Origin of the sequence: Streptomyces sp. NPDC046931 (genome assembly GCF_040644655.1) — a bacterium.
GTDB lineage: Bacteria > Actinomycetota > Actinomycetes > Streptomycetales > Streptomycetaceae > Streptomyces.
On record NZ_JBEYWX010000006.1, the window covers coordinates 276037 to 288495 of the forward strand.

15 protein-coding genes are annotated in these 12459 nt (G+C 71.9%); 6 read left to right on the forward strand and 9 right to left on the reverse strand.

Annotated elements, in window-relative coordinates; genetic code table 11:
- The first annotated feature begins 11 nt into the window (after nucleotides 1–11).
- Both ABZ876_RS14950 and ABZ876_RS14955 read left to right on the forward strand, forming a co-directional pair.
- On the forward strand, nucleotides 12–1100 hold the full coding sequence (locus tag ABZ876_RS14950) for a Dyp-type peroxidase (protein WP_361779748.1): 1089 nt from the start codon (nucleotides 12–14) through the stop codon (nucleotides 1098–1100).
- Nucleotides 1081–1905, forward strand: coding sequence for a family 1 encapsulin nanocompartment shell protein (locus tag ABZ876_RS14955; protein ID WP_361779751.1), 825 nt, complete (start codon nucleotides 1081–1083; stop codon nucleotides 1903–1905). The genes ABZ876_RS14950 and ABZ876_RS14955 overlap by 20 nt, the downstream gene beginning before the upstream one ends.
- Before the next feature lie 96 nt (nucleotides 1906–2001).
- On the opposite strand, the gene ABZ876_RS14960 is transcribed toward ABZ876_RS14955, so the two are convergent.
- Together ABZ876_RS14960 and ABZ876_RS14965 are read right to left on the reverse strand one after the other, a co-directional pair.
- On the reverse strand, nucleotides 2002–2715 hold the full coding sequence (locus tag ABZ876_RS14960) for a DUF1275 family protein (protein ID WP_361779754.1): 714 nt from the start codon (nucleotides 2713–2715) through the stop codon (nucleotides 2002–2004).
- 84 nt (nucleotides 2716–2799) lie between these two features.
- A complete protein-coding gene (locus ABZ876_RS14965) occupies nucleotides 2800–3636 on the reverse strand; it encodes a DUF1206 domain-containing protein (protein WP_361779756.1) in 837 nt (278 codons plus the stop codon).
- A gap of 175 nt (nucleotides 3637–3811) precedes the next feature.
- Between ABZ876_RS14965 and rpmG the strand changes: the two genes are divergently transcribed.
- Nucleotides 3812–3976 (forward strand): 50S ribosomal protein L33, encoded by a 165-nt coding sequence (gene rpmG / locus ABZ876_RS14970; RefSeq protein WP_361779759.1) that lies wholly within the window; start codon nucleotides 3812–3814, stop codon nucleotides 3974–3976.
- A gap of 212 nt (nucleotides 3977–4188) precedes the next feature.
- Here the strand turns inward: rpmG and ABZ876_RS14975 are convergent, their stop codons facing one another.
- The 4 genes from ABZ876_RS14975 to ABZ876_RS14990 all read right to left on the reverse strand — a co-directional run bounded on the left by ABZ876_RS14975 (nucleotide 4189) and on the right by ABZ876_RS14990 (nucleotide 6199).
- Nucleotides 4189–4941, reverse strand: coding sequence for an SDR family NAD(P)-dependent oxidoreductase (locus ABZ876_RS14975; protein WP_361779762.1), 753 nt, complete (start codon nucleotides 4939–4941; stop codon nucleotides 4189–4191).
- An 89-nt stretch (nucleotides 4942–5030) separates the two neighbouring features.
- Nucleotides 5031–5201, reverse strand: coding sequence for a hypothetical protein (locus tag ABZ876_RS14980; RefSeq protein ID WP_361779765.1), 171 nt, complete (start codon nucleotides 5199–5201; stop codon nucleotides 5031–5033).
- Nucleotides 5202–5327: 126 nt separating this feature from the next.
- Nucleotides 5328–5684 carry a PRC-barrel domain-containing protein gene (locus ABZ876_RS14985; RefSeq protein ID WP_361779768.1) on the reverse strand — a complete coding sequence of 119 codons (357 nt, stop codon included), beginning with the start codon at nucleotides 5682–5684 and terminating at the stop codon, nucleotides 5328–5330.
- A 167-nt stretch (nucleotides 5685–5851) separates the two neighbouring features.
- Complete coding sequence (locus tag ABZ876_RS14990) at nucleotides 5852–6199, reverse strand: hypothetical protein (RefSeq protein ID WP_361779771.1); 348 nt, start codon at nucleotides 6197–6199, stop codon at nucleotides 5852–5854.
- A gap of 179 nt (nucleotides 6200–6378) precedes the next feature.
- Here ABZ876_RS14990 and ABZ876_RS14995 point away from each other — a divergent pair, with 179 nt between their 5' ends.
- Nucleotides 6379–7446 (forward strand): NAD(+)/NADH kinase, encoded by a 1068-nt coding sequence (locus tag ABZ876_RS14995; protein ID WP_361779774.1) that lies wholly within the window; start codon nucleotides 6379–6381, stop codon nucleotides 7444–7446.
- Nucleotides 7447–7539: 93 nt separating this feature from the next.
- Here ABZ876_RS14995 and ABZ876_RS15000 read toward each other — a convergent pair whose 3' ends face one another.
- The 3 genes from ABZ876_RS15000 to ABZ876_RS15010 all read right to left on the reverse strand — a co-directional run bounded on the left by ABZ876_RS15000 (nucleotide 7540) and on the right by ABZ876_RS15010 (nucleotide 9922).
- Nucleotides 7540–8034 (reverse strand): lamin tail domain-containing protein, encoded by a 495-nt coding sequence (locus ABZ876_RS15000; protein ID WP_361779777.1) that lies wholly within the window; start codon nucleotides 8032–8034, stop codon nucleotides 7540–7542.
- 357 nt (nucleotides 8035–8391) lie between these two features.
- Nucleotides 8392–8916 carry a hypothetical protein gene (locus ABZ876_RS15005; protein ID WP_361779779.1) on the reverse strand — a complete coding sequence of 175 codons (525 nt, stop codon included), beginning with the start codon at nucleotides 8914–8916 and terminating at the stop codon, nucleotides 8392–8394.
- Between the two features lie 196 nt (nucleotides 8917–9112).
- Nucleotides 9113–9922: an SGNH/GDSL hydrolase family protein gene (locus tag ABZ876_RS15010; protein WP_361779782.1), complete on the reverse strand. Its 810-nt coding sequence runs from the start codon at nucleotides 9920–9922 to the stop codon at nucleotides 9113–9115.
- 297 nt (nucleotides 9923–10219) lie between these two features.
- On the opposite strand from ABZ876_RS15010, the gene ABZ876_RS15015 reads away from it, so the two are divergent.
- Complete coding sequence (locus ABZ876_RS15015) at nucleotides 10220–11422, forward strand: MFS transporter (RefSeq protein ID WP_361779968.1); 1203 nt, start codon at nucleotides 10220–10222, stop codon at nucleotides 11420–11422.
- Nucleotides 11423–11598: 176 nt separating this feature from the next.
- On the forward strand, nucleotides 11599–12447 hold the full coding sequence (locus ABZ876_RS15020; protein WP_361779785.1) for an alpha/beta hydrolase: 849 nt from the start codon (nucleotides 11599–11601) through the stop codon (nucleotides 12445–12447).
- Nucleotides 12448–12459 lie beyond the last annotated feature (12 nt).

Consider the following 12459-nt stretch of genomic DNA (forward strand, 5'->3'; position numbering starts at 1 on the left):
AGGTGTGGCCCATGGCCCGACGCCCCCACGAGCCCGTTCCCCAGCCGGTGCTGTCCCCGTTGACGGCTGCGGCGATCTTCCTGGTCACGACGATCGGCACAGGGGGCGAGGCGGTCACCCGGGATGTGCTGGCCGACCTGAACGGGCTGCAACGGGCCGTCGGTTTCCGGGCCTCGCCGGACGGAAAGCTGAGCTGTGTGGTGGGCATCGGCTCGGAGGCGTGGGACCGCCTGTTCGCCGGACCGCGCCCGGCGGAACTGCACCCCTTCCGGGAACTGTCCGGGCCCGTGCACCGTGCCGTGTCGACGCCCGGTGACCTGCTCTTCCATATCCGCGCCGCGCGCCTCGACCTGTGCTTCGCACTGGCCGCCGAGATCATGGAACGGCTGCGGGATGCCGTCACGGTGCGCGACGAGGTGCATGGCTTCAAGTACTTCGACGTACGCGATCTGCTCGGCTTCGTCGACGGAACGGAGAACCCCACGGGTCCGGCGGCGAGCACGGCCGTGCTGATCGGCGACGAGGATCCCGCCTTCGCGGGCGGGAGTTATGTCATCGTCCAGAAGTACCTCCACGATCTGGGGGCGTGGAACGCCCTCCCGGTGGAAGCGCAGGAGATGGTCATCGGCCGGCGGAAACTGTCCGATGTGGAACTGGACGACGAGGTCAAACCGGCCGACTCGCATGTCGCGCTGACCACGATCGTCGGCCCCGACGGCACGAAGCACGAGATCCTGCGCGACAACATGCCCTTCGGCACGGTCGGCAGGGGCGAGTTCGGCACGTACTTCATCGGGTACGCCCGCACCCCGGCGGTGACGGAGAGAATGCTGGAGCGCATGTTCCTGGGCGCGCAGTCCGCGCCCCACGACCGGATCCTGGACTTCTCCGCCGCGGTGACCGGATCGCTGTTCCACGTACCCACCAGCGACTTCCTCGAAGACCTCCCCGATCCGCCCGGCGCGAGCGACCGCTCCCACGCGGACACGACCCGGGACCAGACCGACGACGTGCCCGTCGCACCGACGCGGGTACCGGACGGTTCCCTCGGGATCGGCGACTTGAAGGGCAGTAGGGCCGATGGACAACCTTCATCGTGAGCTGGCGCCCGTCTCCGCCGCGGCGTGGGCCGATCTGGAGGAGGAGGCGCGCCGTACGTTCCGGCGTCATGTGGCGGCGCGCCGAATCGTCGACGTCCCCGAGTCCGGTGGCCCGGACCTGTCAGGCGTGGGAACCGGGCACCTGAGGGACGTCGACGGGCCCGCCGAGGGGATCGTCGCCCGCACCCGCCTGTACCAGCCCCTCGTGGAACTACGGGTGCCGTTCACCGTCGACCGGCAGCAGATCGACGACGTGGCACGCGGAGCCAGGGACGCCGACTGGAAACCGGTCAAGGACGCCGCGCGCCGGATGGCGTACGCCGAGGACCGGGCGGTGTTCGAGGGCTACGCGGCCGCGGGCATCGTCGGCCTGCGCGAGAGCTCCTCGAACCCGCCCCTGGTCCTGCCCGAGGGGGTGCCCGAGTACCCGAACGCCGTCAGCCAGGCCGTCTCCGCGCTCCGGCTCGCGGGTGTGGGCGGCGCCTACACCCTGGCACTGAGCGCCGAGGCGTACACCGCCGTCAGCGAGACCTCCGACTACGGTTACCCGGTCATCGACCACATGGCGCGGCTCCTGGACGGCGACATCGTGTGGGCGCCCGCCATCGACGGAGCCTTTCTGCTGTCCACCCGGGGCGGCGACTTCGAGCTGCGCATCGGCCAGGACCTGTCGATCGGTTACCTGTCCCACGACGAGAACAGCGTCCGGCTGTACTTCCAGGAGACGCTGACCTTCCTGGTGTACACGAGCGAGGCCGTGGTGGCTCTGGAGGACCCGACAGCGCACGGCCCCACGGCCCTGTGACAGACGGTGCCCATGGCCGGTGCCGGCCGTCCGTGACGCCCCGGCGCCGACCGGCGTCGTCTACGCCCCTGTCCGTCCGTTGCCGACCGGCGTCGTCTACGCCCCCTGTCCGCCCGTTGCCGACCGTCCCACGCGCAGGGGCCGGATCGCGGTGAGAACGGCGGCCGCGACGAGCACGAAGGGGAGCGCGCCGGCCCACGAGGGCGCTGCCCGGCGCAACGCCATGGCAGCGGCCGCGCCGGCGATGAGGGCTCCGAGCCGGGCGGGCACCCATCGGTCCGGTCGCCCCCTGCCGACGCCGTGCACGATGTACGTGGCCAGCGTCCCGGTCAGATAGGTGGTGGGAGCGGCGGCCCGCCCCGCGGCCACCATCGCCGCGGCCTGACCGCCCATGGCCACCGCGGCCCCGGCCTGAAGGGCGTGCCGGGCCACACCGTCGGGCGCGCCGCCCGAGGCCGCCCAGAAACCCGCTCCCACGGCGAGCAGCGCGGCCTCCCCGATCAGGCAGTACATCACCCGTGGAGGCCAGTGCGTGGCGAAGCCGGTGCGGCCGTGGGTCACCCAGGCGACCAGCCCGGCGCCCGCGCCGAAGCCCGCCAGGGCCAGCAGCGCGGAGACGGTGCCCGTGCCCCCGGCGCGACCGATCGCCATCCCCAGCAGGGCGAGGTTGCTCGTCATGACACCGGCGAAGACATGGCCGAGCGCGGTGAAGGAGATGGTCTCCACCGCACCTGACGCGGCCACCAGCGCCACCACCGCGATCCGGATCGCCCGCCCTGGGCTGCCGTCCGGCTCCCCGTGGTCCTCCATCGCGGCTCCTCCCGACGGTAGTCACCGAGGGTAACCGCTGGGGCGCCCGGTCTCGTGGACCCGGGCCCAGGTCAGGGCGGGCGCTCAGACCATGCGCCAGCGGGCCAGGGCGAAGGAGAACAGGCCGAACAGGGCGAGCCCGGCGGCGACCAGCACCAGCAGCCACGGCCCGAACGGCGTGTCGGCGAAGGAGCGCAGCGTGTCGTCCAGTCCCTTGGCCCGGTCGGGCCGGTAGTCGACCGCCGCGCGCGCCGCGAAGCCCCCCGCCGCGGCGAAGACCACCCCCCGCGCCGCGCCTCCGGCGACGCCGGTGACGTCGACCAGCCGGCGGACCCGGGGAGACATCCCGCCCGGCTCGAACTGGTCGCGGAAGTCGCGGCGAACGGCCCGGACGCCGATCCACAGGCCCGCCACGACGATGCCGGCCGCGGCGGCGCCGACGATCCACTGTCCGGCCGGCATCCCGAGCGCCTCGGCCGTGACATCCCGGGACTGCTCGTCGCTGGAACGGCCACCACCGCCGGAGCCCGCGGCGAACGACAGCACCGAGTAGGCGACGAACGCGTAGAACACGGACCGGGTGACGGCCTGCAGGCGTTTCGTCGCCTTGCGGCCGTCCGGCCCGACCGACCCGAACAGCGCCTCGGACAGCCGCCACAGCGCCATACCGGCGAGCCCGGTGCCCAGGCCCCACAGGAGTACGGCACCGAACGGCTCGGCCGCGATCTCGGCGACGGCACCGCTGCGGTCGGCCTGCTGCCGGCCGTCGCCGAAGGCGATCCGCAGGGCCAGGATGCCGACCAGCAGGTAGATCACTCCGCGTGCGGCCAGCCCCGCCCGGGCGGCACCCCGCGTCACCGAGCCCTTCGCCAGGCGCCGGGCCCGTACCCGGCCGACCTGCGTCATCGCACTCGTGTCCATCTCTCGACCTCCCCGGAACCGGATGCCCCGGCGGTGGTCGGACATACACGGTGCTCCCCGTCACCGTCGTGGCGCCGGCGCGTGTGCAGGGAATGCGAGGGCGGAACCCGCTGTTGCCGAGTGTGTGGCTGACATGTGCGAATCAAGATCGCGGATGTGGGCGAAAGGAGAACCGATGGCACGCAGCACCGCGCGCCCGGTCGTCAGGCTGAAGTCGACGGCCGGCACCGGCGTCACCTATGTGACGCGCAAGAACCGTCAGCACCACCCCGACCGGCTGGTGCTGCGCAAGTACGACCCGGTGGCCGACCGGCACGTCCTCTTCCGTGAGGAGCGCTGAACCGAGTCCCAGCGGGCGCACGGACGGCCGTCGCGAGCCACCGGTTCCGCACCGGGCCCTCGCGCGTCGCCGACGCCCGTCCGCCTCGCCGGCAAGGCACCCGGCCCCTCTTCGCCTCGCGCGGAACAGGGGCCGGTCCTGTCTCACCGTTCCCTGCCCGCCCTGCTCCAGCGGCGGCACGCGCGGGGCGCGCCGACGGCCGAGCCGGTACCTCAGACGGCCGTGAGGCCGCCGTCCACGGGGAGTACCGCACCGTGGACGTAACTCGCGGCGTCGCTGGCCAGGTAGGCGATCGCCTCGGCGATCTCCCCGGGTTCGCCCGGCCGCCCGACGGGCGTACCGGCGGCGAGTTCGTCGATGTAGTCGCCCATGACGGCGGTGCCCTCCGTACGCGTCGGGCCGGGCGCCACCCCATTGACCCGGACCCCGCGGGGGCCGAACTCGGCGGCCCACGCCTTGGTCAGCAGGTCCAGCGCCGCCTTGCTCGACCCGTACAGCGCCATTCCCGCGACGCCCCGCTCGGCGGCCACGGTGCTGACGTTCACGATCGCTCCACGCCCGCGTTCGGCCATCGCCGGGGCCAAGGCGGCCACCAGCTCGTACGGGGCCTTCACGTTCACGCCGTAGACGGCGTCGATATCGCTCGGCGGTGTCTGCTCCGTCTGGCTGAAGGGAAAGATGCCCGCGTTGTTGACCAGGATGTCCACCGATCCGCCGCCCAGGCCTACGGCCTCCCCGGCCAGTTGCCGTACCGAGTCCGGCTGACCCAGATCGGCCGCGACGAAGTCGGCTTTGCCGCCCCGGTCGCGGATGCCGGCCACCACGGACTCACCACGGGCCGGGTCCCGGCCCGCGACGAGCACGTGTGCACCCCGCTCGGCGAGCAGTGCGGCGGTGGCGGCACCGATGCCGCTGGTCGCACCGGTCACCAGGGCTACGCGCCCGGACAGATCAAAAGAGCCCATGAGGTCGTCCTTCGTGTCACAGCGTGGAATGCGCCGGGTGGCCGCCTACCAGCGTGAACGTGACTGAGCCGTACCGCGCACGCGACGGCCTAGCGGACGGGGCGCCGGTGCGAGCGGCGGGACCAGCGCACGCCCCACAGCAGCAGGTTCAATACGAAGATCACGACTCCGATGATCAGGAGGTAGAAGAGCCCCTTGACCACCGCGCCGATGAGCCCGAGGACGATCGCCACGAGAATCAGGAACAGGAAGAACGCCATGGATGAACACATCCTCCGGCCGGTGGTGCGGTTGTCGGGTCGCCGCGGCGGGCAGCGAGCCGGTCGGCCCTCGGGCGGCTCCGCGCAGGGGCGCGCCGGCGCCGGAGCGCGCCGGCGATACGGCAGTCAGCCACGGGCCAGGCGGCGTCCGTGCTCCGCCCCGGGCTGGTAGGCCTTGTCGTAGTGCTGGAAGATCTCGGCTTCACGCTCGGCCGGCAGGACGTCGTCCATGCCGATGGACGGCGCCTTCTTCACCAGCCCCCTCGAATGCGCCACCTTGACGTAGCCCGGCCCGAGGGTCGCCTCGTCGAGGGGGACGAAGACGAGCCGCTGCCGCGTCGGCAGCCCGGTACGGACGGTGGCCATGGACGGTGTGTCGGTGGTGGTGTCCACGTAGACCGCTTCAAGCGCCCCGATCCTGCGCCCTTTGGGGTCCACCACGTCGCGGTTGCGCCATTCACGGATGTCGGCGGAATGGATCATGCCTCGCTCCTTGCGGCCCGCGGCCTCCCACAGGCACCCCAACCCGAGGGGAGCGGCTGTGTGAAAGCCGGCACTGTCTTCACTGTACGTCCGCAGAGCCTCAACCAGCAGCTACGGCCACACGGCGGCGGGGCGCCGGAAGGCCGTATGCCCCGGACGGGCGGCCGTCAGCGCAGTGCTTCGTACACCGAGGCGGTGGTGAAGCCGTGGACCAGATGCGGCACCACGTCCGACGCCCAGGACGTCAGGTCCCAGGAAGCCGGATCGGTCACCTCCACGGCGAACGCCGGCAGGTCGCTGCCCGCCATGGCGGCCGCGCCGAGCAGCGGCCCGGCCGTCCAGGGCGAGGGCGAGCCGCCCAGGCGCCGCCACACCCCGTACACGCACCCGACCCCCAGACCGGTGACGTATCCGAGCACGGCGCCGGCGGCATGCTCACGGTTGGACTTGGCCTTCCCTTCGCCCAGTCCGGCGCCGGTGCGGTCGGCCGGGCGATCGGCCACCTGGGTGGGCATGTCGCTGGACGGCCGCCCTCGGCGCGTCCGGCAGGAGCGCCCGCCCCGCCGCGCGGGAGGAGGTGTGGCTTGCGCTGCGGGACGATGGTGGGGCGGGCCGCCTCCCCCGGCAGGCTTCGCCGGAAGCCATGACCATCGCCTCCGGCCTGTCGCGGGTGCAGTGGCCGGGAGGTGGTGTCATGACCATCAGCCGGTTGGGACTTGTCGTGCACGGGGGCCGTCCACAGGCGGTGGCCGGGGCGCGAACCGTACGGGAATGGTGCGCTCGGCACGCCATCGGGTGCGTCGACATCGACGTCTGGCAGGACGGGGGAGGCCGCCGTCACGCCCGTGAGGAAATGCAGGCTGCGGGTGGTCCGGACCTCATCGTGACGCTGGGCGGGGACGGCACCTTCCTGCGGGGTGCGCGCATCGCCGCCCAGAACGACGCCATGGTGCTGGGCGTCGACGTGGGCAGGGTCGGTTTCCTGACCGAGACCCCGGTCACCGAGGTGACGCAGGCGCTGGACGCGGTCCATGCCGGTAGATCCGAGTGCGAGGAACGCATGATGCTGATGCTGCGGTCCTCCCGGCTGCTGGAGATGCCCGTCGGGATGGAGCAGACCCTGTGCTACGGACGGGGTCCGGCGCTCCCGCCTCCCCAGCCGCAGCCGCAGCCGCGGGCGGACGCGGGGGAGGACGGCTCCTGGGGCATTCCGCTGGACGTCAACGCCCTGAACGACGTCGTGGTCGAGAAGCTGGCGCGGGACCGGCAGGTCGCTGTGGGGGTGTACTTCTCGGGGCGGCTCCTGGCCTCGTACTCGGCCGACGGCGTCATCCTCGCCACCCCGACCGGTTCGACCGCCTACAGTTTCGCCGCGGGGGGACCGGTACTCTCCCCGCGGATGCGGGCCCTGGTCTTCACCCCCGTCGCCCCGCACATGGCCTTCAACCGGACGGTGATCGCGGCTGTGGACGAGCCGATCGCCCTGCGGGTGCTGCCCCACTCAGGGCGGGCGGCGGTGAGCGTGGACGGGCAGTCGCGCGGCATCCTCGAGCCCGGCGACTGGATCGGGGTGGCCCCGGCGCCGCGGCCCCTGCGCCTGGTCAGGCTGGCCCCCGCGAACTTCTTCGGGCGGCTCAGGGAGCGGATGCGGCTCACCGACGCGCCCGCGACGGCTGCCGACGGGGAAGTGGCATCCGTGTTCAGGCCCGCGGGCCCGCTGCCGGACGACCTGCGTAACCTGCGCCTGCCCCCGGCTCCGTGACCCGCGGAGCGGGACCCCGGAGGGCCCCGCTGCGCGCAGTCGTCGGCACGGGGACGCGAAAGTGCCGGACGACGGGACGCCTATGACGGAGCGTCAGCCATGGAAGCTGATGTAGCCGTTGCCGTCGCGGTCCGAGCCGGACTTGGTGTAGGAGTGGACGTCGGCACGGCTGCCGGAGGGCTTGTACAGGTAGATGGTGTCCTTGTCGTTGTTCCAGATGAAGTTGCAGTTCTGGCGGTAGACGACGTTCTTCGAGTCGGAGTCCGTGCCGTGGCCCCCGCGCAGCTTCACGTAGTCGCCCGGCTCGAGGTAGTGGTTGGCGGGGAAGGTGAAACGGTTGCCCGTGGCGTCCTTGACCACGTAGCCCCTGAGGTTGACCGTCGTGCCGCGGGAGTAGTTCTTGATCGTCAGGTACTCGTCCCTCGTGTTGCCCCGGGAACAGCTGTTGGAGTCCCGCCCGGGCGCGTCGTACTGAACGCCTTTGAGTTTCAGGGCCGACGAGTACTCGGTGGCGTGTGCCGGAACGGCGGCGACGGCGACGAGCGTCCCGACGCCGGCGGCAGCCGCCAGCGCAGAGCGTATGCGCATGAGGAATCCCCCCTCAATGGTGCCAATGGAGCGCGAGGAGCTTACCCAATGGGTAAGCGTGAGGTAAGTGGGGGGTGTTGAAGAAGTGGGGGAGATGTGAAGGCAGTTGGGGGCGGTCGCCTGTCCGGGGGCCGGGCCTGCCGTCCGGCCTCGATGTGCGCGGCCGGACGCCTATGGGATAGGCTCGATCTTGAGCAGGCCGCCGGCGACCGGTGGTTTGCACTGCGTTGGTGGTCCAAGGAAAGACGCCCCGCTTCCTGCGGGGAGATGCAGGTGCAAGGCCTGCCCGGCGCTCGGCAAAACCCCGCTCCCGGTACCGGGAGCGGGGTTCTCTGTCTTCCCTGCCGCCGGCGGACCTCAGCAGCCTCCGCAGTTGTAGTAGAGGACGTCCCAGTGGCTGCCCTCATCGGCGTAGATGTTGCCGGAACCCGACCGGTACTGGGGTGCGCCGTCGCCCCGCAGGCCGATGTAGGTGAAAGAGCCCTTGACGTAGTTGGTGATGCAGGTGTTCTTGCCGTAGTCGAGCTTGTAGCCGTTCCAGTGCGAGTACGTGCCGGCGGCGTGGCCGGTCTCGGTGCCTCCGGTGATGTTCAGCGCGCAGCCGGAGGCCCGCTTGAGGGTCTGCGCGCCCTGGGCCGTGGCGAGGTTGAGCTGCTCGAAGGACGTACAGGTCGGGTTGTTGCGGTCGGAGCAGTTGCCGGAGGACGACCAGGTGATGCCGACCTGTCGGAACATCGAGGTGGCCGTGGCATGCGAGATCTTGGTGACGGCGACGGCCTGGGCGCCGTCCTGGGCGGCGAACGCGTCGCCGGAGCCACCGAGTACGGCGAGCCCGGGTGCGACGGTGAGTGCGAGAGCCGTGAGGGCGGAGCGCATCTTCATGCTGAGACCTTCCTGCGGTCGGGCCGTGCATCCTGTGGGGTCGGCTGTGCAGGTGGTGCACGGAGATGGTGCCCGAGCTCTACGCGCGTTTGCCAGAGGGCGGGCCGGGAAGGGCCGGGACGGTCCGACGCGACGTCCGTCTCCCGTGGTGACGTCGTGGATTCTCCGTCCCGACCGCGCCCGCCGGCGGCCTTTGTCAGGCTGTGCGCGTGAAGACGGGAAGGTAGCCGCGGGACTGCCCGAGCGAGGTGGGATGGTACGACTCGACGGGCGCCAGCAGGCTGACGCTGCGCACCCAGGGGCTGGGCGAGCAGATCTCGTGTTCCCTGAAGGCGGCCCGTACGTCGGCGAATGTGTATCCATGGTCGGCGGCGCGCTTCGCGGTCACGGTGTTGAGGTGGTCGACGGCGCTGTTCAGGGCGGACCGTGAGGTGTCGGAGATGCCGCCCGCACAGGTGCCGTGGACCTTGTACAGGTGGGGATAGCCGAGAACCACCACGTGGGCGGCCGGGGCCTTCCTTCTGATGACCGAGTAGAGACGGTCCAGATCGTGCGGGAGGGTGCCGTCCATGTAGGTGCGCGCCTCGGCCACGGCGGACACGCAGGCGTTGGTGCCCCGCAGCACACAGGTCGTCATGACGTGGCCGAAGCCCGAGTCGCTGCCCCCGACGGTGAGGCTGACCAGGCCGGTGCGCGAGCTCAGCGGGCCGAGCTGGTGGTCCATGACATCGCTCGTGCGGGCGCCGTTGCACGCGGTGAAGTCGAACGACGACCGTGGATGGGATGCGGCCCACAGGGCGGGATACGCCCGGGGGCTGCGCAGGCACTCGCGGCTGGTTGCGAAGTAGTTGCCGGCTCCGACCCCCGAGGAGTAGGAGTCCCCGAGGGCCACGTAGCCCGTGGCCGCTGTCTGCGGGGCCGCCTGCGCCGCGCCGGTACCCGTGAGAGCGCAGGCGGCGCAGAGAAGGAGCGAGGACACACATGCCGCGATTCGGGACTGTCTCATAGCCCTCGCTTAGCACATCCGGGCCGCCCCGGACGTGCTCGACGCCGTGCTGTTCGCAGCCGCCGGACAGCGCCCGGGGCCATGACGCTGCCCGAGTGCCTTGCACGACAGGGGGTTTGCACCGGGCCGGCCGGAACGACGCCGTACCCGGCCCGGTACGGGTGTCACCCGAAGAGGCGTCACCCGTCCGGCCCCTCCCCACCGGGCGGCCCGACCGGCCGGAGGGCGCGCGGCCACCGTCCGAGCCCGGGGTTCCGGGCCGCGCCCCGCCGGGCAGGGTGCTTATGGTGAAATGTGATCAGTCGCGACACCGAACGCCGTCGACCGGCCCGTCGGCCGGGGTACGTGGCCGCGGCGGGCGTCTTCGCCGTCGGCATGCTGGGCACCACCCTGCCGACTCCGCTGTACGGGTTGTACCGCCAGCAGATCGGGTTCTCGGAACTGATCGTCACCGTGGTCTTCGCCGTCTACGCGGTGGGCGTCATCACCGCCCTGCTGGTGGCCGGCGACTTCTCCGACGTGCTGGGGCGGCGCCCGGTGCTGCTGTGCGCGCTGGGACTGGCCGCGCTCAGCGCCGTGTGCTTCCTCTTCGAGGGCGGACTGCCGCTGCTGTACGTGGGCCGGGTCCTGTCGGGGTTCTCGGCGGGCCTGCTGAGCGGCACCGGGACCGCGGCCGTCCTGGAACTGGCGCCGCCCGAGCGAAGCGCACGCGCCGGTTTCGCGGCGACCGCGGCCAACATGGGCGGTCTCGGACTCGGTCCCCTGGTCTCCGGTGCTCTCGCCGAGTACGCACCCTGGCCGCTCAAGCTGCCCTTTCTCCTCCATCTGCTGCTCCTGCTGGCCGCCGCCGTGGTCGTCCTTCTGCTGCCCGAGACCGTGCGCCGCGCCGGCCCCCGGCCCCCACTGCGACCGCAGGGCATGAAGGTCCCGCCGGAAGTGCGCGGCGTGTTCGCGCCCTGCTCCCTCGCGGCCTTCGCCGGATTCTCGCTGCTCGGCCTGTTCACCGCGGTCGCCCCGGCCTTCCTCGGTCAGACGCTGGCCGAGCGCAATCTGGCGGTGGTCGGAGCCGTGGTCTTCTCCGTGTTCTGCGCCTCGACCTGCGGGCAACTGCTCCTGGGGTGCATCGGGACGCGCACGGCGCTGCCGTTGGGCTGTCTGGTGCTCGTCGCCGGTCTTCTCCTCGTCGCAGCGTCGCTGCTGCTGGCGTCGTTGCCAGTGCTCCTCGCGGGGGCCGTGACCGGCGGTGTGGGACAGGGCCTGGCGTTCCGGGCAGGCCTGACCGCGGTGAGCTCCGCGGCGCCCGACGCTCACCGGGGTGCCACCATCTCCGCCTTCTTCGTCGTCGCGTACGTCGGCATCTCGCTGCCCGTCGTCGGCGTCGGCGCTCTGGCCGTGTCCCTCGGAGTGCGCGACGGCGGCCTGGTCTTCACGGGCTGCGCCACCCTCCTCGTCGCCGCGGTGGGCATGGCCCTGCGGCGACGGCCGCCCGCGCCGTCCTGACCGGACCCGGCCCTCTCCTGTCACGCCGGCATGCCGGGGGCGGGGCGCCGTGGCGCCGTGGCGGCTCCGCCACCGTGCCGGCCCCCCTCTGACCCGTTCGGCCCATGCGGCCGGGCCGGCCGTCCCGGACGGGTGAACACTCGGATCACAAAGACCCCGGGCAAAGAGAGACGGGCATGACAGCATCTGCGATCCATGGCATACGGCGCCGCATACGCGGCGTGCACGTCACCGCGGCCGGATGTGCCCTGGCCGTGTGCGCCGTCTGGGCGGCCCCCGCCGGCGCGGCCGACGACACCTCCGCTGCCGAACCCACGATCGTCCTGGTGCACGGGGCGTTCGCGGACGCCTCCAGCTGGAACGGAGTCGTCGAACGGCTGGAACGCCAGGGTTACCCCGTCGTCGCCCCGGCCAATCCGCTGCGCGGGCTGCACAACGACGCCACCTACATCGCCTCGGTGCTGGACGGCATCAAAGGGCCGATCGTGCTGGTGGGTCACTCGTACGGCGGTGCGGTGATCAGCACCGCCGCGGCCGGGAACAGCCGGGTGAAGTCGCTTGTGTTCGTGGCGGCCCTGGTGCCGGACAAGGGTGAGAGCGGGATGTCGCTGTCCGGCCGGTTCCCGAGCGAGCTCGCCGGCGCCACTCGGTCCGTTCCGTTCCGGGCCGGTGGGGGAGTGACCGGGACCGACCTCTACCTTCAGCCGGACAAGGTCCACCGGGTCTTCGCCGCCGACCTGCCGGAACGCACGGCGAGACTGCTGGCGGCCACGCAGCGGCCCGTGAGCATGGCCGCCCTCTCCGAGAAGGCGGAAGCGGCGGCCTGGCGCACCCTTCCGTCCTGGTTCCTTGTCGCGAAGCAGGACCGGGCCATCAATCCGGCTCAGGAGCGTTTCGAGGCGAGGCGCGCGGGTTCGCACACGGTGCAGATCGACTCCTCCCACGTGGCCATGCTCTCCCACCCCGGCGCGGTCACCGACCTCGTCCTGCAGGCCGCCAAGCCGGCCGGCTCCGCGCCGCCGTGACCTTCCGGGCTG

Coding starts and splice junctions, on each gene's coding strand:
- ABZ876_RS14985 (WP_361779768.1), bottom strand. CDS start 5,684: ATGATCCATTCCGCCGACATCCGTGAATGGCGCAACCGCGACGTGGTG.
- ABZ876_RS15020 (WP_361779785.1), top strand. CDS start 11,599: ATGACAGCATCTGCGATCCATGGCATACGGCGCCGCATACGCGGCGTG.
- ABZ876_RS14975 (WP_361779762.1), bottom strand. CDS start 4,941: ATGGGCTCTTTTGATCTGTCCGGGCGCGTAGCCCTGGTGACCGGTGCG.
- ABZ876_RS14990 (WP_361779771.1), bottom strand. CDS start 6,199: ATGCCCACCCAGGTGGCCGATCGCCCGGCCGACCGCACCGGCGCCGGA.
- ABZ876_RS15005 (WP_361779779.1), bottom strand. CDS start 8,916: ATGAAGATGCGCTCCGCCCTCACGGCTCTCGCACTCACCGTCGCACCC.
- ABZ876_RS14950 (WP_361779748.1), top strand. CDS start 12: ATGGCCCGACGCCCCCACGAGCCCGTTCCCCAGCCGGTGCTGTCCCCG.
- ABZ876_RS14955 (WP_361779751.1), top strand. CDS start 1,081: ATGGACAACCTTCATCGTGAGCTGGCGCCCGTCTCCGCCGCGGCGTGG.
- ABZ876_RS15010 (WP_361779782.1), bottom strand. CDS start 9,922: ATGAGACAGTCCCGAATCGCGGCATGTGTGTCCTCGCTCCTTCTCTGC.
- ABZ876_RS14995 (WP_361779774.1), top strand. CDS start 6,379: ATGACCATCAGCCGGTTGGGACTTGTCGTGCACGGGGGCCGTCCACAG.
- ABZ876_RS14980 (WP_361779765.1), bottom strand. CDS start 5,201: ATGGCGTTCTTCCTGTTCCTGATTCTCGTGGCGATCGTCCTCGGGCTC.
- rpmG (WP_361779759.1), top strand. CDS start 3,812: ATGGCACGCAGCACCGCGCGCCCGGTCGTCAGGCTGAAGTCGACGGCC.
- ABZ876_RS14960 (WP_361779754.1), bottom strand. CDS start 2,715: ATGGAGGACCACGGGGAGCCGGACGGCAGCCCAGGGCGGGCGATCCGG.
- ABZ876_RS15000 (WP_361779777.1), bottom strand. CDS start 8,034: ATGCGCATACGCTCTGCGCTGGCGGCTGCCGCCGGCGTCGGGACGCTC.
- ABZ876_RS14965 (WP_361779756.1), bottom strand. CDS start 3,636: ATGGACACGAGTGCGATGACGCAGGTCGGCCGGGTACGGGCCCGGCGC.